The 19,478-nt window shown below is 68.1% G+C and carries 19 protein-coding genes; 12 read left to right on the forward strand and 7 right to left on the reverse strand.

The genetic code is table 11. The annotated features are described in order from the left end of the window. The 3 genes from tolQ to tolA are packed head-to-tail and all read left to right on the forward strand — an operon-like array spanning position 1 to position 2,168. On the forward strand, positions 1-702 hold the full coding sequence (tolQ, locus tag BM345_RS22900; RefSeq protein WP_093384119.1) for a protein TolQ: 702 nt from the start codon (positions 1-3) through the stop codon (positions 700-702). Positions 703-735: 33 nt separating this feature from the next. Further along, on the forward strand, positions 736-1,173 hold the full coding sequence (locus tag BM345_RS22905; RefSeq protein ID WP_093384121.1) for an ExbD/TolR family protein: 438 nt from the start codon (positions 736-738) through the stop codon (positions 1,171-1,173). 17 nt (positions 1,174-1,190) lie between these two features. Beyond that, positions 1,191-2,168 carry a cell envelope integrity protein TolA gene (tolA, locus tag BM345_RS22910; RefSeq protein WP_093384123.1) on the forward strand — a complete coding sequence of 326 codons (978 nt, stop codon included), beginning with the start codon at positions 1,191-1,193 and terminating at the stop codon, positions 2,166-2,168. Positions 2,169-2,171: 3 nt separating this feature from the next. Here the strand turns inward: tolA and BM345_RS30800 are convergent, their stop codons facing one another. Continuing rightward, positions 2,172-2,300, reverse strand: a complete 129-nt coding sequence (locus BM345_RS30800; protein WP_302847592.1) for a hypothetical protein — start codon at positions 2,298-2,300, stop codon at positions 2,172-2,174. A gap of 23 nt (positions 2,301-2,323) precedes the next feature. Next, positions 2,324-5,836: a DNA polymerase III subunit alpha gene (gene dnaE, locus BM345_RS22915; protein ID WP_093384125.1), complete on the reverse strand. Its 3,513-nt coding sequence runs from the start codon at positions 5,834-5,836 to the stop codon at positions 2,324-2,326. Positions 5,837-6,121: 285 nt separating this feature from the next. Here dnaE and BM345_RS22920 point away from each other — a divergent pair, with 285 nt between their 5' ends. Beyond that, the gene (locus tag BM345_RS22920; RefSeq protein ID WP_093384127.1) at positions 6,122-7,123 is read left to right on the forward strand and encodes an isopenicillin N synthase family dioxygenase; all 1,002 of its coding nucleotides are present in this window, start codon (positions 6,122-6,124) and stop codon (positions 7,121-7,123) included. A gap of 34 nt (positions 7,124-7,157) precedes the next feature. After that, positions 7,158-7,943 (forward strand): sulfurtransferase, encoded by a 786-nt coding sequence (locus BM345_RS22925; protein ID WP_093384130.1) that lies wholly within the window; start codon positions 7,158-7,160, stop codon positions 7,941-7,943. Here BM345_RS22925 and BM345_RS22930 read toward each other — a convergent pair. Beyond that, positions 7,933-8,931, reverse strand: coding sequence for an AraC family transcriptional regulator (locus BM345_RS22930; RefSeq protein ID WP_093384133.1), 999 nt, complete (start codon positions 8,929-8,931; stop codon positions 7,933-7,935). The genes BM345_RS22925 and BM345_RS22930 overlap by 11 nt on opposite strands. Positions 8,932-9,051: 120 nt before the next feature. Between BM345_RS22930 and BM345_RS22935 the strand changes: the two genes are divergently transcribed. After that, positions 9,052-10,263: an MFS transporter gene (locus BM345_RS22935; RefSeq protein ID WP_254789934.1), complete on the forward strand. Its 1,212-nt coding sequence runs from the start codon at positions 9,052-9,054 to the stop codon at positions 10,261-10,263. After that, the gene (locus tag BM345_RS22940) at positions 10,253-11,287 is read left to right on the forward strand and encodes an NADP-dependent oxidoreductase (RefSeq protein WP_093384139.1); all 1,035 of its coding nucleotides are present in this window, start codon (positions 10,253-10,255) and stop codon (positions 11,285-11,287) included. Before BM345_RS22935 ends, BM345_RS22940 begins: the two co-directional genes overlap by 11 nt. Positions 11,288-11,294: 7 nt before the next feature. Here BM345_RS22940 and BM345_RS22945 read toward each other — a convergent pair whose 3' ends face one another. Genes BM345_RS22945 through BM345_RS22960 form a run of 4 tightly spaced genes read right to left on the reverse strand, consistent with a single transcriptional unit; the run spans position 11,295 to position 13,985 of the window. Continuing rightward, the gene (locus BM345_RS22945; protein WP_093384142.1) at positions 11,295-12,173 is read right to left on the reverse strand and encodes a pirin family protein; all 879 of its coding nucleotides are present in this window, start codon (positions 12,171-12,173) and stop codon (positions 11,295-11,297) included. Between the two features lie 32 nt (positions 12,174-12,205). Continuing rightward, positions 12,206-12,760 (reverse strand): flavodoxin family protein, encoded by a 555-nt coding sequence (locus BM345_RS22950; protein ID WP_093384145.1) that lies wholly within the window; start codon positions 12,758-12,760, stop codon positions 12,206-12,208. A 23-nt stretch (positions 12,761-12,783) separates the two neighbouring features. Further along, a complete protein-coding gene (locus tag BM345_RS22955; protein WP_093384148.1) occupies positions 12,784-13,227 on the reverse strand; it encodes a DoxX family protein in 444 nt (147 codons plus the stop codon). Positions 13,228-13,283: 56 nt separating this feature from the next. Further along, positions 13,284-13,985: a pirin family protein gene (locus BM345_RS22960; RefSeq protein ID WP_093384151.1), complete on the reverse strand. Its 702-nt coding sequence runs from the start codon at positions 13,983-13,985 to the stop codon at positions 13,284-13,286. A 163-nt stretch (positions 13,986-14,148) separates the two neighbouring features. Between BM345_RS22960 and BM345_RS22965 the strand changes: the two genes are divergently transcribed. The 5 genes from BM345_RS22965 to BM345_RS22985 all read left to right on the forward strand — a co-directional run bounded on the left by BM345_RS22965 (position 14,149) and on the right by BM345_RS22985 (position 19,147). Continuing rightward, on the forward strand, positions 14,149-15,102 hold the full coding sequence (locus BM345_RS22965) for a LysR family transcriptional regulator (RefSeq protein WP_093384154.1): 954 nt from the start codon (positions 14,149-14,151) through the stop codon (positions 15,100-15,102). A 76-nt stretch (positions 15,103-15,178) separates the two neighbouring features. Next, entirely contained in the window at positions 15,179-16,252 is a 1,074-nt protein-coding gene (locus BM345_RS22970; RefSeq protein WP_093384157.1) for an NAD(P)/FAD-dependent oxidoreductase, read from the forward strand. A 2-nt stretch (positions 16,253-16,254) separates the two neighbouring features. After that, the gene (gluQRS, locus tag BM345_RS22975; RefSeq protein WP_093384197.1) at positions 16,255-17,157 is read left to right on the forward strand and encodes a tRNA glutamyl-Q(34) synthetase GluQRS; all 903 of its coding nucleotides are present in this window, start codon (positions 16,255-16,257) and stop codon (positions 17,155-17,157) included. Continuing rightward, positions 17,141-17,929 carry a tRNA (guanosine(46)-N7)-methyltransferase TrmB gene (trmB, locus tag BM345_RS22980; protein ID WP_093384160.1) on the forward strand — a complete coding sequence of 263 codons (789 nt, stop codon included), beginning with the start codon at positions 17,141-17,143 and terminating at the stop codon, positions 17,927-17,929. Before gluQRS ends, trmB begins: the two co-directional genes overlap by 17 nt. Positions 17,930-17,998: 69 nt before the next feature. Further along, the gene (locus tag BM345_RS22985; protein WP_093384162.1) at positions 17,999-19,147 is read left to right on the forward strand and encodes an ABC transporter substrate-binding protein; all 1,149 of its coding nucleotides are present in this window, start codon (positions 17,999-18,001) and stop codon (positions 19,145-19,147) included. Positions 19,148-19,478 lie beyond the last annotated feature (331 nt).

A 19,478-nucleotide genomic window follows, 5' to 3' on the forward strand; every position in this document is an offset into this window, starting at 1 on the left:
ATGAATAGTCAAGACTTCTCGATCATCTCCCTCATCCTCCACGCCAGCTTCGTGGTGCAGCTGGTCATGCTGCTGCTGGTCGTGGTGTCCATCGCCAGCTGGGCGGCGATCTTCCGCAAGTACTTCTCGCTCAAGCGCACCCGTGCACTGAACGACGACTTCGAGCGCGAGTTCTGGTCGGGCACCAGCCTGAACGAGCTCTTTTCCTCGGCGGCGCAGAACGCCAAGTTCGCAGGGCCGATGGAGCGCATCTTCGCCAGCGGCATGCGCGAATACCACAAGCTGCGCGAGCGCCAGATCGGCGACGCCACCACCCTGCTGGACGGCGCCCGCCGCGCCATGCGCGCCAGCTTCCAGCGCGAGTTGGACGCAATCGAATCCAACCTCTCCTTCCTGGCCACGGTCGGCTCGGTGTCGCCCTACGTCGGCCTGTTCGGCACGGTGTGGGGAATCATGCATGCCTTCACCGGCCTGGCCAGCCTGCAGCAGGTGACGCTGTCCACCGTCGCGCCCGGCATTGCCGAAGCACTGGTGGCCACCGCCATCGGCCTGTTCGCCGCCATCCCGGCCGTGGTGGCCTACAACCGCTTCGCCCGCGAGATCGACAAGATCGCCATTGCCCTGGAGACCTTCATCGAGGAGTTCTCCAACATCCTGCAGCGCAACCTGTCGGCCCAGGGTACGCCGGCCGGCGGCCGCTGATCGACCCGACAACCGGAAAAGGAGGCCCTCGACATGCCCGCCGTTTCCCACCGCGGCCGCGGACGCCGCACGATCAACGAGATCAACATGGTCCCGTTCATCGACGTGATGCTGGTGCTCTTGATCATCTTCATGGTCACCGCCCCGCTGATCACGCCGAGCGTGATCAACCTGCCCAGCGTGGACCGTGCCAACAAGCAGCCCGACAAGCCCATCGAGATCGTCATCAAGAGCGAGGACGAGGTGCAGGTGAAGAAAGACCCGTCGCAAGGCAGCGGCGGTGCTTCCGTTCCCTTTGCGCAGATCGGCAAGGTCGCGCTCGAGGCCCAGGGCGGTGACGAAAGCCGCCCGGTGGTCATCAGCGCCGACAAGTCGGTGAAGTACGAGACCGTGGTGAAGGCGATGAACCAGTTGAAGCGCAGCGGCATCGAACGCGTCGGCCTGTCGGTGCAGACCACCGGCACGAAGTAAGCCCCATCCAGCCCACGATGTCCCTGGCCGCTGACCGCCCCGAATTCGCGCCGCCTCCGCAGCGAGGCACCGTGCGCGCGGTGATACTGGCGCTGATCGCCCATGCCCTCCTCATCGCCGCGCTGACCTGGGGCGTGCGCTGGAAGCGCGACACGGAGAACGACGCGGTGGAGGCCGAGCTGTGGTCCACCACAGTGCAGCAGGCCGCTCCGCGCGCCGTGGCACCGCCCACGCCCGCCCCGGTGCCTGCACCGCCGCCGCCGCCACCCCCTCCTCCGCCCCCGCCGCCTCCGCAGGCGGTGACGCCGCCCCCGCCGCCGGTGCCCAAACAGCCGGACATCAACCTGGAACAGGAAAAGCGCAAGCAGGAGCAGCAGGCCCAGCGCGAGCGCGATCTGGAGCAGCAGCGCAAGGAGCAGCAGCGACAGAAGGAACTCGCGGCGCAGAAGGCAGAGCAGGATCGCCAGAAGCAGCTCGCGCAGCAGAAGGCCGATCAGCAGCGCAAGGAACTCGAGGCCAAGAAGCAGCAGGAAGAGCTCGAGCGCAAGAAGGACGAGCAGCAGAAGAAGCTGGCCGAGCAGAAGAAGAAGGACGAGGCGGCCAAGCAAGCTGCTGCGGCGCAGGCCACGAAGGACCGTGCCGACACCATCAAGCGCATGCAGGCGATGGCGGGTACGGGCGCAGCGGACTCCGCCGGTACGGCGGCCAAGTCCTCAGGTCCGTCAGGCAGCTACGCGGGCAAGGTCCGCGCGGCCGTCCGCCCCAACATCACCTATCCGGACGTCGACACGGTGGCGGGCAACCCCACTGCCGAATTCGAGGTGAGCCTGGCGCCCGACGGCACCATCGTCGGCGTGAAGCTGCGCAAGTCCAGCGGCGTGCCGGGCTGGGACGACGCGGCCGAGCGCGCGCTCCGCAAGACAGACAAGCTGCCACGGGATGTGGATGGGCGGATCTATACGCCCATGGCGATTAGCTTGCGGCCGAAGGACTGAAGCTCAGCGCACCGAGGCCACTGAAGGCGTAGCCAGCAGTCCTTCGTTCAACAGCGCTTCGACGATGCCAGCCTGACGCAGATCCCGTCGACGCTTGATTTGCGGCCGGTGCGCAGCCTTGCTGGCCATCATGGCGAGGCAAGCCTTCGCGAACGCTACTCGTACATCACGACAGCATTCCCCGACTCCGCCTGCGCCATCCAGCTGGCCAGCGCCGCATCCGTCGGGAAGAACTTCGCAGCCTCACCCAACTGCAATTCGACCTGAGCGCCCGAACGCTTCAAGGCCAGGCGAACCGGCAGCCCCTGCCGCAGGTCTCCATGCTCGCTGGCCTCCACCCGCGGCGGAAACTCGCGCGCCAGCCGCGCGATGTCAGGCGCCTTGCCATTCACCGTCACGCGCAAATATTTGCCGAAGCGGCAGCGGGCCGTTGCCAGGTCCCAGATCTGCTGCACGATGAAGCGTGCCTCGAAGCCGCCGCGCCCCGGCTGCAGGCGGCCGGTGACGATGACGAGTTCGTCGTCCTTGAGCGTGTTGCGGTGCTGGTTGAGCAGCGCCTCGTCCGCCGTCGCCTCGATGGTGCCGGACTTGTCGTCCAGCTTGAAGATGCCCACGCGCCCGCGCATGCCGTTGATCACGCGCAGGTCGCTCACGATGCCCGAGATCACCTGCTGCTCGCGGCTGTCGATCAAATCGTCCACCTGCCGCTTGCAGAAGCGCCGCACCTCGTGCGCCACCTCGTCGAACAGATGGCCCGACAGGAAGAAGCCCACCGCCGTCTTCTCCAGCGTCAGCCGCTCCTTCACGCCCCAGGGCGTGGCCGGGATCAGCTCGGGCTCCTGCGTGGCGCTGCCGTGCTCGGCGTCGCCGAAGATGTCCACCTGCGCGGCATTCGCTGCGGTGGCATTGGCGAACTCGAAGGCGCGGTCCAGCGATGCCACCAGCGAGGCACGGTTCTGCTGCAATGAATCGAAGGCACCCGCCTTGATGAGCGCCTCCACCGTGCGCTTGTTGATGCGCTGGCGGTCCACCCGCACGCAGAAGTCGTACAGGCTCTTGAAGAGGCCGCCCTCTTCGCGCGCTTTCACGATCGCCTCGATCGCCAGCTGGCCGGTGCCCTTCACCGCGCCCAGGCCGTAACGGATCACCTTGTCGGTCACCGGCTCGAAGCGGTAGTTGCCGCGGTTCACGTCCGGCGGCTCGAAGGTCATGCCGAAGTTCTTGGTCGCGTCCTCGAACAGCACCTTCAGCTTGTCGGTGTTGTCCATTTCCACCGTCATGTTGGCGCAGTAGAACTCGGCCGTGTAGTGAACCTTCAGCCACCCCGTGTGATAGGCCAGCAGCGAGTACGCGGCCGCGTGCGACTTGTTGAAGCCGTAGCCCGCGAACTTCTCCATCAGGTCGAAGATCTCGTCGGCCTTCTCCTGCGGGATGCCGTGCGTGGCCAGGGCACCGGCGCGGAACTTCTCGCGGTGCTCGGCCATTTCCTCGGCCTTCTTCTTGCCCATCGCGCGGCGAAGCAGGTCGGCGCCGCCCAGGCTGTAGCCGCCAAGGATCTGCGCGGTCTGCATCACCTGCTCCTGGTAGACCATGATCCCGTAGGTCTCGCTGAGCATCTCGGCCACCGCGGGGTGCGGGTACTCCACGTCTTCGCGGCCGTGCTTGCGCGCCACGAAGCTGGGGATCAGGTCCATCGGGCCCGGCCGGTACAGCGCGTTCAGCGCGATCAGGTCCTCCAGGCGCGTGGGGCGCGCGTCCTTGAGCATGCCCTGCATGCCGCGGGATTCGAACTGGAACACGGCTTCGGTCTTGCCGTCGGAAAACAGGCGGTAGGTGGGCGCGTCGTCCAGCGCGATGTTCTCGTAGGCGAAGCCCTCCTGGCCCTTGTGCCGCTTCATGATGAACTCGCGGGCAATCTCCAGGATGGTGAGCGTGGCCAGGCCCAGGAAGTCGAACTTGACCAGGCCGATGGCCTCCACGTCGTCCTTGTCGTACTGGCTCACCGCCGAGTCGCTGCCGGGCTGCTGGTAGAGCGGGCAGAAGTCGGTGAGCTTGCCCGGGGCGATCAGCACGCCACCGGCGTGCATGCCGATGTTGCGGGTCATGCCCTCGAGCTTCTGCGCCATCTCGACGAGAGACTTGACCTCTTCCTCTCGCTCGATGCGCCGCGCGAGCTCGGGCTCGGCCGCAATGGCGTACTTCTCCTTGTCGTCGTCCTTCAAGTCGGCCGGCGGGTACTGCAGCGTGACCGGCTTGCCCGGCTTGTTCGGAATGAGCTTGCTGATGCCGTCGCAGAAGGTGTAGCTCATGTCCATCACGCGGCCCACGTCGCGGATGGCGGCGCGCGCGGCCATGGTGCCGAAGGTGGCGATCTGGCTCACCGCGTCGCGGCCGTACTTGTCCTTGACGTAGTCGATGACGCGGTCGCGGTTGCCCTGGCAGAAGTCGATGTCGAAGTCGGGCATGGACACCCGCTCCGGATTCAGGAAGCGCTCGAACAGCAGGTTGTACTGCAGCGGGTCGAGGTCGGTGATCTTCAGCGCATACGCCACCAGCGAGCCCGCGCCCGAACCCCGGCCCGGCCCCACCGGGCAGCCGTTGTTCTTCGCCCAGTTGATGAAGTCGCCCACGATAAGGAAGTAACCCGGGAAGCCCATCTTCAGGATGGTCCCGATCTCGAAATCGAGCCGCTCCACGTAGCGCGGACGCTCCTTGTCGCGCCTGGCTTCGTCGGGGTAGAGGTGCGCCAGGCGCTGCTCCAGGCCCTCGAAGGAGGCGATGCGGAAGTACTCGTCCATGGGCATGCCGCCCGGGGTCGGGAAGTCCGGCAGGCGCGGTTTGCCCAGCACCAGCGTGAGGTTGCAGCGCTTGGCGATCTCCACCGTGTTGGCGAGCGCGCTGGGCACGTCGGCAAACAGCGCCTCCATCTGGGTCGCGCTCTTGAAATACTGCTCGGGCGTGAACTTGCGCACCCGGCGCTGGTTGCCGAGGATCTCGCCCTCGGCGATGCACACCCGGGCCTCGTGCGACTCGTAGTCGTCGGGCGTGGCGAACTGGATCGGATGCGTGGCCACCACCGGCAGGTTCAGGCGCGCGGCCAACTGCACGGCGGCCACCACGTGGGGTTCGTCCTCGGCGCGGCCGGCACGCTGCAGCTCGATGTAGAAGCGGTGGGTGAAGATGCCCGCCAGCTCCAGTGCGATCTCGGCCGCGCGGGCGGCGCCATGCGCCCCGCCCTGCAGCAGCGGATGACCCAGCGGCCCGGCCTGCGCGCCCGAGAGCAGGATCAGCCCCGCATTGAGTTCGCGCAGCCATTCCAGCTTGCAGGCGGCCTGCGACTGCCCGCGCCCGACGTTCAGCGTCCAGGCGCGCGCCAGCAGTTCCGACAGGTTCAGGTAGCCCTGGCTGTCCTGCACCAGCACCAGCATGCGGCTGAGGCTGCCGACATCCGGTCCCAGGCCCTCGACGAAGATCTCGGCGCCCAGCACCGGCTTCACGCCCTTGCCCCGCGCCTCCTTGTAGAACTTCACCCCGCCGAACAGGTTGTTGAGGTCGGTGATCGCCATCGCAGGCTGCTTGTCGGCGGCGGCCGCCTTGACGACTTCGTCGATTCGGTTGGTGCCGTCGACGACGGAATACTCGGTGTGCAGGCGCAGGTGAACAAACATGCTTCGATTGTAGAAAGGTGGGGGAGCGCCTTCGTGGCCTGGGACTTGCTTAAAATCGGGCCAGAGTAGAAGCGTTCAGCGGCCGCTTGCACTGCAAAAGTGCAAAAAGCCGTCCGGGAAATTGCTCTTGAGGTCCAGCCCCTTGCCGTCGAGGGGCCCGGAGTTCGAGCATGGTGCGGTCCCCCATTCCCGGCGACTCGTGCAGCGCTTGCTTCTCCAGGCTCCCTGGTGCGGAAGGACATGGTCCTCAGCCTTCGCCAACCCCTTTCAGGAGCAAAAAACGCAATGACCAGCACCACGACCACCCCTCAAGGCATGGCCGAACTGCAAAAGGAAGCCCGCATGGGCGCCATGGGTTCGGAAACCAGCGCGCGCGAGATCCGCATCATCGACCTGTCGGACTTCGGGCGCCGCAAGGCCGAGATTGCCGACCAGATCTGGGACGCCGCCGTGGACGTCGGCTTCTTCCAGGTGGCCAACCACGGCGTCGACACGCGGGACATCGACCACGCCTTCGCCATGTCCGAGCGCTTCTTCGCCCTGCCCGACAGCGTGAAGGCCCAGTACCCGCACAAGAAGGCGCTCAATGTCGGATGGGAAAGCCGAGCACAACTGCGCCCGTCCACCGGCACGGCCGACCAGAAGGAGAGCTACCAGATCACCCGCCCGCACATGGCGGACCTGTATCCGAGCGAGCAGGAATTGCCGGGCTTCAAGGAAGACATGCTGGCCTTCGAGGCGAAGAGCTGGGCCGTGGGCATGAAGATCCTCTCCTGCTTCGCCCTCAAGCTGGGTTTCGACGACGAGTTCTTCACCCGAGCGCACGACCCGTCCAAGGCCAGCTACCAGAGCACGCTGCGCCTGCTGCACTACTACGCCATCCCGCCCGCGGCGCAGGACAACCTGGGCCTGTGGCGCGCCGGCGCGCACACCGACTTCGACTGCCTCACCCTGCTCTACCAGCGCGCCGGCCAGGGCGGCCTGCAGGTGTGCCCGGGCAAGGAGATGGATGCACAGGAATGGACCTCCATCCCCCCGATGGCGGATCTCATCACCTGCAACATCGGCGACATGCTGATGCGCTGGAGCGACGACCGCCTGCCTAGCAACTTCCATCGCGTGAAGAATCCCGTGCCCGGCGAATACATGGGGCCGCGCTACAGCCTGGCCTTCTTCTGCCAGGCCAACCGCGACCAGGTGATCGAGTCGCCCTCGGGCAAGTACCCGCCCATCACGGCAGGCGACTACCTCAACCAGCGCATCGCCGCGAACTTCAAGGCGTACTAGAGCCTGCCGGGGCGCCACCTACAATCGGCGCCCCGTGATCGAAGTTCTCAACATTGCCGCCTACAAGTTCGTCGCCATCGAGGATGGGCACGAGCTGCGCGAACGCATCCTGCACAAGGCCTCGGCGCTGGAGCTTCGCGGCACCATCCTCCTGGCCACCGAAGGCATCAACCTCTTCGTGGCGGGTGCGCCCGAAGCCATCGCCGAGTTCCTGACGTTCTTGCGGGCCGACCCGCGCTTTGCCGACCTGGAAGTGAAGGAAAGCTGGTCGCTGCAGCAGCCCTTTCGCCGCATGCTGGTCAAGCTCAAGCGCGAGATCATCCGCATGGACCACCCTGCCATCCAGCCTTCCACCGGCCGCGCGCCGGGCGTGGGGGCCCGCACCCTCAAGCGCTGGCTCGACCAGGGGCATGACGACGAGGGCAAGCCGGTGGTGCTGCTGGACACCCGCAATGCCTTCGAGGTGGACTACGGCACCTTCGACAACGCCATCGACTGGCGCATCACCAAGTTCACCGAGTTCCCGCAGGCGCTGCAGGACCACCTGGCCGACCTGAAGGACAAGCGCGTGGTGAGCTTCTGCACCGGCGGCATCCGCTGCGAGAAGGCGGCCATCCTGATGCACGAGCAGGGCCTGCCCGACGTGCTGCAGCTCGAGGGCGGCATCCTCAAGTACTTCGAGGAAGTGGGCGGCGCCCACTACAGCGGCGATTGCTTCGTGTTCGACGGCCGCGAGGCGCTGGCGCCCGACCTGAGCGCGCGGCGCAACGACATCAGCGCACGCGCGCCCGAAGACCCGGACCTGGCGCTCAAGCGCTGAGCGCACGCGCGCTGCGTGCGGTGCTGGGCGGATGCCCGGTGATGCGCTTGAAGGCCCGGCTGAACGAGGCTTCCGATTCGTAGCCCAGCCGGTTCGCGACGGTCGCGATGCGCATGCCCTCCTGCGCAATCCAGTGGCGCGCCTGGAACATCTTCACCTTGGCCACGTACTTGGCCGGGCTCTCGCCCATGGTCTGGGTGAAGGCCTGCGCAAAGCTGGAGCGCGAGGCGCCCATGAGCCCGGCCAGTGCCGGCACGTCCCAGTCGCGTTCGGGCTCGGCATGGATGGCCGCGATCACCTTGCCGATCTTCGGGCAGCGCACCGCGGCGATCCAGCCGGTGGCGTCGCTGCAGCCGCACTCCACCCAGGCGCGGATGATGCTCGCGGCCAGCACGTCGGCCATGCGCGCGAGGATGCCGCAGGCGCCGATGCGCTCCAGCGCCACCTCGCGCTCCATCGCCTCCAGCAGCGCGGGCACGGTCGGGTCGCGCTGCGCCAGGTCGCCGGCCCGCATCACCTCCGGCATCATCGCCATGAGCGGATGCAGCGGGTCCAGGTTGAAGCGCATCGCACCGCAGAACATCACGTCGGCGTTCGCGGCATCGGCCCCGGCGCCATCGCCGCGCACCAGGTAGATGTTCTCGGACACCGCCACGTGTGCCAGCGAATCGATGTCCACGGTGGGCACCTCGGGCGCGCTGGCCAGCACGTGGAAGCTGCCGCGAGGCAGCAGCACCGCATCGCCGGGCTTGAGCTGCACCCACTCCGTGTAGGGCGTTCGCAGCCAGCAGCCGCCGCGCGCCACGAAGTGGAAGCGCGCAGTGCGCGTGGCCGGAAAAGCCACGGCCCAGGGCGCGTGCATCAGGCAGCGCCCGTACTCGACGCCGTCCAGCCGCAACCCCAGCAGCACCTCGGTCAGCGTGTCGGGGCCGTTGGCCCGATCCTGGACGATCGTGGTCTCCGGCGGGCTGGAGGAATAGTCAAGCATTCCGGTCTTTCTGGCATGGAAACGCCGGCATCTTATCCATAAGCTGACCGTCCCGTTTCCCACAAGGCCAAGAACAAGGTGTCTTCCTCCTGCCAAGACTGCATCGCAGCGGATGCCGGCGTGTTCGCCGAAACCCTGCCGACATCCCCTTCCGCACCCGCCGCCCACTGGCCCGCCGTGTCCGCGCTGGCGCTGGGCGTCTTCGGGCTGGTGACTGCCGAATTCCTGCCCGCCAGCCTGCTGACCGCCATGGCCGCCGACCTGGGCGTGAGTCCGGGCGCGGCGGGCCAGAGCGTCACCGCCACCGCGCTGGTCGCGGCAGTGGCGGCGCCATCGATTCCGCTGTTCACCCGGCGTTTCGACCGGCGGCTGGTGATGATCGCGCTGACGCTGCTGCTGATCGTGTCCAACGGGCTGGCCATCAGCGCAGGAAGCCTGGGCGCCCTGCTGGTGTCGCGGGTGCTGCTGGGCATTGCACTGGGTGGCTTCTGGTCGATGGCGGCGGCCCTGGCGCTGCGGCTGGTGCCGGAGCACCTGTTCGCGCGGGCCATGTCCGTCATCCTCACCGGCGTCTCGGTCGCCACCGTGTGTGCCGCCCCCATCGGCGCCTGGATGGGCGAGCTGTGGGGCTGGCGCAGTGCCTTCGTCGCAGCGGGCGCCGTGAGCCTCCTGACCCTGGCTGCACAAGTCTTGACGTTGCCGCCGCTGCCGCCGCGCGACCACACCAGCCTGCGGGTGCTGCGCGAGCTTTTGCGCCGCCCCGGCGTGCGGGTCGCGCTGCTGGCCGTGCTGCTGGTCATCTCGGGCCACTTCGCCGGCTTCACCTACATCCGGCCGCTGATGGAGGACGTGACGCACCTGTCGGTCAGCGCCATCTCCGCCATCCTGCTGGGCTATGGCATCGGCGGCTTCTTCGGCAACCTGGCGGGTGGGCTGATCGCCGAGCGCAGCGAGCGGAGGGCCATCGTCCTGGGCGGTGCACTGATCGCGGTGCTTGCGGCCAGCCTGCTGCTGGCGGGCAGTTCCGCCGTCGTTACCGCGGTCGCGGTGGTGCTGTGGGGCTTTGCCTTCGGCGCCTTCCCGGTGGGCTTCCAGACCTGGATCGTGCGCGTGGCGCCCGACCAGGCCGAAGGCGCCGGCGGCCTGCTGGTGGCGGCGTTCCAGATCGCCATCGCCAGCGGTGCCATCGGCGGCGGCGTGCTGGTGGACCACGTGGGCGCGCTCGGCGGCCCGGGCTTCGCCGTTGCCGCGCTGACGCTGGGCAGCCTGCTCACGCTGCGCTATGGGCCGCGTCCTGTGCGCGCCATGCAGGGAGGCCGCGATGCAGGCTGACAGCGAGCGCAATCGCCGCGTGCTGCTGGCGTCGCGTCCGAAGGGTCGGCCCACGCCCGACGACTTCCGCATCGACACGCAGCCCGTCCCGGCCCCTGCCGACGGCCAGGTGCTGCTGCGCACGCTGTACCTCTCGCTGGACCCCTACATGCGCAATCTGATGGACGAGATCGGGCCGGGCTATGCACCGCCGGTCGAGGTCGGCAGCCCGATGGTGGGCGGCACGGTCAGCCGTGTCGTCGCCTCGCGCCATTCGGGCTTTGGCGTGGGTGAGCTCGTACTGGCCAACGCCGGCTGGCAGGATTTCGCGCTTTCCGATGGGAGCGACTTGCTGCCCCTGGGCGAGCTGGCGCGGCCTTCGCTCGCGCTGGGCGGGCTGGGCATGCCCGGCTTCACCGCCTACGTGGGGCTGCTGAACATCGGCCAGCCGCGCGCGGGCGAAACCGTGGTGGTGGCCGCAGCCACCGGCGCAGTCGGTTCGGTGGTGGGACAGATCGCGAAGCTCAAGGGTGCGCGCGCGGTCGGCATCGCGGGCGGCGAGGACAAGTGCCGCCATGCCGTGCAGGAACTGGGCTTCGATGCCTGCGTCGACCGGCGCGATCCCCGCTTCGCGCAGTTGCTGGCGCACGCCTGCCCCGCCGGCATCGACGTGTACTTCGAGAATGTGGGCGGCGAGGTGACCGATGCGGTGCTGCCCCTGTTCAAAAACGGCGCCCGAATGCCGGTGTGCGGCTTCATCGCGCACTACAACGGCGATGCCGCTAGCCCCGGCATCGACCGCCGGCCGCAGCTGCTGGCCACGGTGCTGCAGAAGCGCATCCGCATGCAGGGCTTCATCATCCTGGACCACTATGCCGATCGCCACGAGGCCTTCCGGCACGACATGCAGGCCTGGCTGGCCGAGGGCCGCATCCGGCTGACCGAGGACATCGTCGATGGCCTGGAGAATGCGCCCGCCGCGTTCGCCGGCCTGCTCGAAGGGCGCAACTTCGGCAAGCTGGTGGTGCGCGTGGCGCCGGACTGAGCCGGCGCTACCGGGTCAGCAGGTTGGGCGGCAGCGGGATGAATTCCGTCTCGCCCGGCACATGGCCCATGCGCTGGGCTTCCCAGTCTTCGCCCGCCTGCACGATGCGCTCGCGGCTGCTGGAGACGAAATTCCAGGACATGAAGCGCGGCCCGTCCAGCGCGTCGCCACCGATCACGACCATGCGCACAGCGCCATCGCCCACGGCTCGCACCGTCGATGCGCGGTCCTCCGGCAGCAGCACCATCGCGAAGGGCGGCACTGGCTCGCCGTCGAGTTCGATCGCACCCTCGACCACGTAGAGCGCTTCCTCCTGCGCCAGCACCGGCAACTCGATCTGCGCGCCGGCCGACAGCGCGATGTCCAGGTAAACCGTGGGCGCGAAGGTCTTCACCGGCGACTTCAGGCCAAAGGCCTCGCCGATCAGCACGCGGATGTCCGCGCCCTGCTCCTTCACCTCGGGAATCGCTTCCGCCGCGGTGTGGGAGAAGCTGGGCTCGATCCCCTCGAATTCCTTGGGCAGCGCGGCCCACAGCTGAAGGCCGTGGTTGACGTACTCGGAGTTCAGCAACTGCTCGGGCTTGCGCTCCGAGTGCACGATGCCGCGGCCGGCGGTCATCCAGTTGATGGCGCCGGGGCGGATCTCCTGCGCGCTGCCGATGCTGTCGCGATGCATCATCGCGCCCTCGAACAGGTAGGTGACGGTGGCCAGGCCGATGTGCGGGTGCGGGCGCACGTCGTGCACGCGGCCGGGGTGCTCGGTCGCGGGGCCGAAGTGGTCGAAGAAGACGAAGGGGCCGACCGAGCGCTTCGCAGCGGCAGGCAGCAGCCGGCGGACCATGAAGCCGCCGCCCAGGTCCTTGTCGTGAGGCTTGAGCAATTCCATCGTGGACTCCGTTGTGTGTTTTCTTGCGGGGCTCAGCGCGCGATCTTCGCGGCTGCGGCGGCCACGCGTTCGCCCAGGGCGCGCGCGGTCTCCAGGTCGCCCTTGGCCATCTCGGAGGAGCTGGCGTCGGTGGGCGAGGTGGCGAGCGCGCCAGCATAGCCGCCCACGAAGTTGGGCGAGTTGCGCGTGGCGGCCTTGTCGTTCGAAGGAAGGACGCCCAGGCCCACCCAGAGGCCGCCATGCTGCATGGCCAGCGTCCAGAAGTACTGGATGGTGGCGAACTTGTCGCCGTTCATTGCGGCGCTGTTGGTGAAGCCGGCGAAGAGCTTGTCCTTCCAGGCCTGCACGTACCAGGGCTTGGAGGAGGCGTCCGCAAATTTCTTGAACTGCCAGCTCGGCCCGCCCATGTAGGTGGGGGCACCGAAGATGATGGCGCGCGCCGCCGCGATCACCTCCCATCCGCCCGGCGGCAGGTTGCCGTCTGCATCGATGGGAAGGAGCTGGGCTTGCGCGCCATCGGCCACCGCCTGCGCCAGGCGCTGCGTGTGGCCGTAACCGGAATGGAAAACTACGACGATGTCAGACATCGCGCGAGTTTCCCATTAACTGCTTACTTCTTGTCGATGGACAGGCGGCCGGGACCGAAGGCAGCCAGGGCCAGCAGGCCACCCACGATGGCGATGTTCTTGGTGAACAGCAGCGTGGCAACCATCTTCATCGCTTCGGGCGCGGCCCAGTAGGCGTGGAAGAAGAAGGAAGCGGCCAGCGTGAACACGGCCAGCACGATCGCGGCGATGCGCGTCTTGTAGCCCAGCAGCAGCGCGATGCCGGCGCCCAGTTCCACGATGATGGCGATGACCGCGCCCACGGCCGGCAGCGGCAGGCCCACCGAGGCGATGTAGCCCACGGTGCCCGCGAAGCCCATCAGCTTGCCGAAGCCGGCCGGGATGAACATGTAGGCCACGAGGATGCGACCCACCAGGGCGAGGACATCGCTGCCGGGGAGTGCCGCGGCGTCGTTGCGGTTGGCGGTGGCCGTGATCGAGTTGGACATGTGATTACTCCTGGTTTGAAAAAAGTTGGAACAGGGAACAAAACTGCAAGGTGGCTTCAGGACTGGAGATCGAACACCAGCACCTCGGCATCCTTGCCGGCCGCAAGACGCAGCTGTGATTCGCCTTCGAGCTTGGCGGCGTCACCGCTGACGAGCTTCTGGCCATTCACTTCGAGTTCTCCGCGCACGAGGTGCACGTAGGTCTTGCGTTTCTCGTCGAGCGCCAGCGTGGCTTCCTCTTCGGCATCGAAGAGGCCGGCACGAAGGCGCGCGTCTGCATGCACCAGCACCGAACCCTCGGCGCCGTCGGGCGATGCCACCAGGCGCAGCTTTCCGCGCTTGTCGGCTTCGGCGAAGCTCTTCTGCTCGTAGCCGGGCTCGATGCCCTTGACGTTGGGCTCGATCCAGATCTGCAGGAAGTGCGTGGTCTGGTCGGCCTTGTGGTTGAACTCGCTGTGCATCACGCCGCGGCCGGCGCTCATGCGCTGCACGTCGCCCGGGGGAATGGACTCCACGTTGCCCATGCTGTCCTTGTGGGCCAGTTCGCCCGACAGCACGTAGCTGATGATCTCCATGTCGCGGTGGCCATGGGTGCCGAAGCCGGCACCGGCCGCCACGCGGTCCTCGTTGATGACGCGCAGGTTGCCGAAGCCCATGTGAGCCGGGTCGAAGTAGCCTGCGAAGGAAAAGCTGTGGTACGAGCGCAGCCAGCCGTGATCGGCATAGCCGCGTTCCTGTGATCTGCGAATTTGAAGCATTGTCCTGACTCCTTGCCCTTGAGACCGTTGGCCCTGGGCTCTCTCGTAAGCCGCGCCGTATGCGCAGCGGATAGGCTGAATTCTGGGCTTCCCCGAGGGGCTCGCGAGCGATGGGTTTTGAAGGCATCATTCAAATTATTTGAATGAACGGATCCGCTCCCGCATGACGACCGCCCGCGACGCCCTCACCCCCGACGCCCTGGCCATGCTGCAGGCCGTGGCCCAGTACGGCAGCTTCGCCGGCGCCGCCCGGGCGCTGAACGTGGTGCCCAGCGCCTTGTCCTATCGAATCCGCCAGATCGAGGACGCGCTGGACGTGCTGCTGTTCGATCGCAGTGCGCGGCAGGCCCGCATCACCGCCGCTGGCGCCGAGCTGCTGCGCGAGGGCGCGTGGCTGCTGGGCGAAATCGACGCGGTGGCCAACCGCGTGCGCCGCGTGGCCACCGGCTGGGAGGCGCAGCTGACCATCGCCCTGGACTCGGTGATCGCCCGCGACCCGGTGCTGGAGCTGGTCGGCGCCTTCTATGCCCTGAACCCGCCCACCCGCCTGAAGCTGCTCGACGAGACCCTTCTCGGTACGGTGCAGAGCCTGACCACCGGCCAGGCGGACCTGGCCATTGGCACCGTGGTCGGCGCGGCCGGGCTGGCCTTCACCAGCACCAGCATCCGCAGCTGCTCGCTGGGCGAACTGCACTTCGTGTACTGCGTGGCGCCCCACCATCCGCTGGCGAAGATCGGGGTGCCGCTCAGCGACGAGGTGCTGCGCCAGCACCGCGCGGTGGCCGCCGCCGATTCGTCGCGCACCGGCGAGCGCATGACGGTGAACCTGGTGAGCGGGCAGGACGTGCTCACCGTGCCCAACATGCACGTCAAGCTTTCGGCGCAGCTGCATGGCCTGGGCGGCGGCTTCCTGCCCGAGCCGATGGCGCGGCCCTACATCGAGGCCGGCCACCTGGTCCAGTGCAAGACCGAGCGTGCCCCGCCGCAGGGCCAGATGCACTGCGCCTGGCGACTGCCCGCCAGCGGCAAGCCCGGCCACGCATTGCAATGGTGGCTCGATCGCTTCGAACACGAAGGTACACGCCGCGCCCTACTGGAAAACCATCGAGGCCGATGAAGCCCGAAAACCTCGCGAGCCCGGTTAGAGTCTGTCGACCTCGTCACACATCCACTCAGCAAGAATCGAGACAAACATGAGCCTTCGCACTTCCGCCAAGCGCAGCCGCCCTCCCAAGCGCTCGTCCAGCCAGCACTTCGCCATCGTCGGCGCCGGCATCGCCGGCGTGGCCTGTGCCCGCACGCTGGTGCAGGCCGGCCACCGCGTTACGGTGTTCGAATGGAACGCGCAGCCCGGTGGCCGCATGGTCAGCGATGCCACGCCCTTCGGCAGCTTCGACAGCGGCGCGCAGTACTTCACCGTGCGCGACCCGCGCTTCAAGCGCGTGCTGCAAACCACGCCCGAGTTGTGCCGCCCCTGGAGCGCCAATGCCGTGCGCGTGCTCGACGCCCATGGCCGCTTGGCCGAAGCCGCGCTGCCGCAACTGGAGCCGCACTTCGTTTCGCAGCCGGGCATGAACGCACTGGTTGCCCACTGGGCCAAGCCCCTGGGCGATTCGCTGCTCACCGGCGTGCAGGTGACGCAGATCGAGCGCGACGCACTGGACGCCACCCGCTGGCAGCTGCGCACCGAAGCGGACGACGGGGCGGTGCATGTGCACTCCGGCTTCGACGCGGTGCTGCTGGCCACGCCTCCCAATCCCGCACGGCGCCTGCTGGGCGAGCATTCGCCCCAGCTCAAGGAACAGCTTGCGCCGGTGAAGGTGTCCCCCTGCTGGACGTTGATGATCGCCTTCCCCAACGCCACCCAGCCGACACTGGCCCACTTGGGCCCGCAATGGAACGCTGCGCGCAGCACCCACCACCGCGTGGCCTGGCTTGCACGCGAATCCTCCAAGCCCGGCCGCCAGATGGTCGAGCGCTGGACGCTGCAGGCCAGCGCCGATTGGTCGCAGGAGCACCTGCACGACGACGCGCCGCGGGTTGAAGCCAAGCTGCTGCGCGCCTTCGCCGAGATCACCGGCATCCGCGCCGAGCCCGCATACGCCCAGACCCGCTGCTGGCCCGAGGCGCAGACCATGGTGCCCGCCGGCAAGCCCCACCTGTGGGATGCCAAGGCGCGCATCGGCGCGGCCGGCGACTGGTGCACCGGCCACCGGGTGGAGGAAGCCTTCCTCTCGGGCCTGTCGCTGGCCCTTGCCGTGCATTGACCATCCCGCCCACCGGACGCTTCGCCCCCTCGCCCACCGGCCCGCTGCACGCCGGCTCGCTGGTCGCCGCGCTGGCCAGCTGGCTGGACGTGCGCGCGCGCGGCCCGCGCGCGCGCTGGCTGGTGCGCATCGAGGATGCGGACACCGAGCGCTGCCAGCCGGGCATGGGCGACGTCATCCTGGCGCAACTCGCCGCCTGCGACCTGCTGCCGGACGAGCCGCCGGTGTGGCAGACGCAGCGCACCGAGTTCTACGACGAAGCACTGGTGCAACTGCGACAGGCGGGCCTGGCCTACCCCTGCGGCTGCTCGCGCAAGGACATCGACGAGGCGCTCGCGCGGCAGGGCGTCGTGCACACGCGGCACGGCGAGCGGGTCTACCCCGGCACCTGCCGCGACGGCCTGCACGGAAAGAAGCCACGCGCCTGGCGCTTTGCCGCAACGAGAATCCAGGGTGCCGGCGGCGCCCTGGCCTGGACCGACCGCCGCCTGGGCGCGCAGCAGCAGGACGTGGCGAGCGAGGTGGGCGATTTCGTGCTCCGGCGCGCCGACGGCCCCTGGGCCTACCAGCTCGCGGTGGTGGTCGACGACGCGCAGCAGGGCATCACCGACGTGGTGCGCGGCGAGGACCTGGCCGACAACACCGCGCGCCAGATCCTCCTGCAGCGCGCGCTGGGGCTGCCCACGCCCCGTTACCTGCACACGCCGCTGGTGCGGGCGGCCGATGGGAGCAAGCTCTCCAAGCAGAACGGCGCGCAGGCCATCGACACGGGCTCGCCGCAAGGGGCCCGCGTCGAGTTGAACGCCGCCGCCCGGATGCTGGGCCTTCAGGGCGAAGACCGGGCCGGCTGGATCGCGCAATGGCGCGATCTCTACAATCCCGGGCCTGATGATTCCTCCCCGTGACCCCGATTCCGCGCAGCCCGATGACGAGGCTGCGCCCCAGGACGCCACCGGTGCCTCCGCGCCCGCGCCTGAAGAAGAAGCCAAGCCCCACCCGCTGCATCGCCGCCTGAAAAGCTTCGTCAAGCGCGGCGGCCGCACCACCGAGGGCCAGGCCCGCGCCTACGAACTCCACGGCCCGCAGTTCCTCCTGCCCTACCAGGCCTCGCGGCTGGACCTGGCCGCCACCTTCGGCCGCGAAGCGCCCACCGTGCTGGAGATCGGCTTCGGCATGGGCGAGGCCACGGCCCACATCGCCGGCCTGCTGCCCGAGACCAACTTCCTGTGCTGCGAGGTGCACGAGCCCGGCGTGGGCGCCCTGCTCAAGCGCATCGGCGAGCACGGCCTGACGAACATCCGCATCTGCGCCCACGATGCGGTGGACGTCATCGACCACATGCTCGCCCCCAGCGTGCTGGCCGGCGTGCACATCTTCTTCCCGGACCCCTGGCACAAGACCCGGCACAACAAGCGCCGCCTGATCCAGGGCCCGCTGGTCAGGAAACTGGTCGAGCGCCTGAAGACCGGCGGCTACCTGCACTGCGCCACCGACTGGAAACCCTACGCCGAGCAGATGGTCGAGGTGCTGCGCGCCGAGCCGCAACTGCAGATCAGCCCGGATGCAACCCCTGACGGCTACGCGCCCAAGCCCCACTACCGCCCCCTGACCAAGTTCGAGAACCGCGGCATCAAGCTCGGACACGGCGTTTACGACGTTTTGTTCACGAAACGCTGAACTTCCTGACGGACCTTGGCACTGCCTTTGCGTAGTATCTAAAGGTTACAAAATGTCAAGGAGGGTGCCATGCGCACCACACGTCGCAAGCTTCTGATCAACGCCGGTGCCAGCCTGGGCCTGGGTGTACTGGGTGCCGGCTGGCATTCCGCCACGCGCGCCGCACCGGGCGGGCGCAAGCTGGTGCTGGGCCAATCGGTGCCGCTCACGGGCGCGGCCAGCGAGATCGGCCTGGCCTTCGCGGCTGGCGCCAAGCTCTATGTCGACGCCTTCAACGAGCGCAAGGACATCCCGCTGGAACTGGAACTGCGCCAACTGGACGATGGCTACGACGCGGCACGCGCCGGCACCAACGCGAAGAAGCTGCTGGCCGATGGCGCCGACCTGCTCTTCGGCTTCGTCGGCACCGCCAGCAGCAGCGCCGCCGCGGCGGTCGCCAAGGAACAGGGCGCCGTGCTGCTCGCGCCCTTCGCCGCCGCCGACAACCTGCGCGACGGCTCCTTTCCCCAGGTCTTCCACGTGCGCCCCAGCATGGCCGACGAGGCCTTCAAGATGGTGCAGCACTGCGCCACCATCGGTCACACCCGCATCGCGGTGCTGGGCGAGGACGACGCCATGGGCCGCGCCGGCCTGGCCGCGGTCGAGAAGGCGCTGAAGGAACTGAAGATGGAGCCCCCGGTGGCCAGCGCCTTCGTGCCCACCAACAGCGTCAAGGTCGACGCCGCGGTGGCCGCCATCAGCGCGCAGAAGCCGCAGGTGGTGATCCAGGCCTCGCTCTTCAACACGACCGCCGCATTCATCCGTGCCATGCGAAAGGGCGGCTATGTCGGCACCTTCATGAACTTCTCGGTGGTGGGCATGGACCCGCTCTTCGTCGCGCTTGGCAAGGACATCCGCGGCGTGGTGATCACGCAGGTGGTGCCCTCGCCGCGCAGCACGGCCATCCCGATCGTGCGCGAGTACCTCACCGCCATCGACAACTCCGACCAGTCGCCCAGCTACGAGAGCCTGGAGGGCTTCATCGCCGCCAAGGCCGTGGGCGAGGCGGTGCGCCGCAACGGCGCGGGCCTGAACCGCGCGGGCATGCAGAAGGCCCTGGCAGGACTGGGCGACCTGGACGTGGGGGGCTTTCGCCTGCACCTGCGTGCCGGCGTGCGCGACTCGACCTGGGCCATCGACCTGGTGACGGTGACGGCCGATGGGCGGGTGATCCGCTAGGCGCGCTGTCGACAGCGTCGCTGCGCCAGTCCTGGCTAGGCAAGCGAGCGCGCCGGTGGCGCTCGGCCCCGCTCGCTCAGGGGCACGCATGCTTGCCGGCAAAACGCATCTGCAATGCCGCCTCACTCCCTCTGCACGCTGACCTCGGCTACCGTGCGCGCGCCCGGCTCGCGTGTCTCGACGTTGGCATAGTCCGCGCCTTGCCGGAACCAGTAGCGGCACCCGGTGCGCCCCAGTGTTGAGTTCCATGCAATCCTGACCCGGCATTTCCATCCAATATTGACCCACCCTCTTTGCGAGCCTGGTGGCTCACGGTGTGGATAAGTTCTTG

The sequence above is a fragment of the Variovorax sp. OV329 genome (genome assembly GCF_900114785.1).
GTDB lineage: Bacteria > Pseudomonadota > Gammaproteobacteria > Burkholderiales > Burkholderiaceae_C > Variovorax.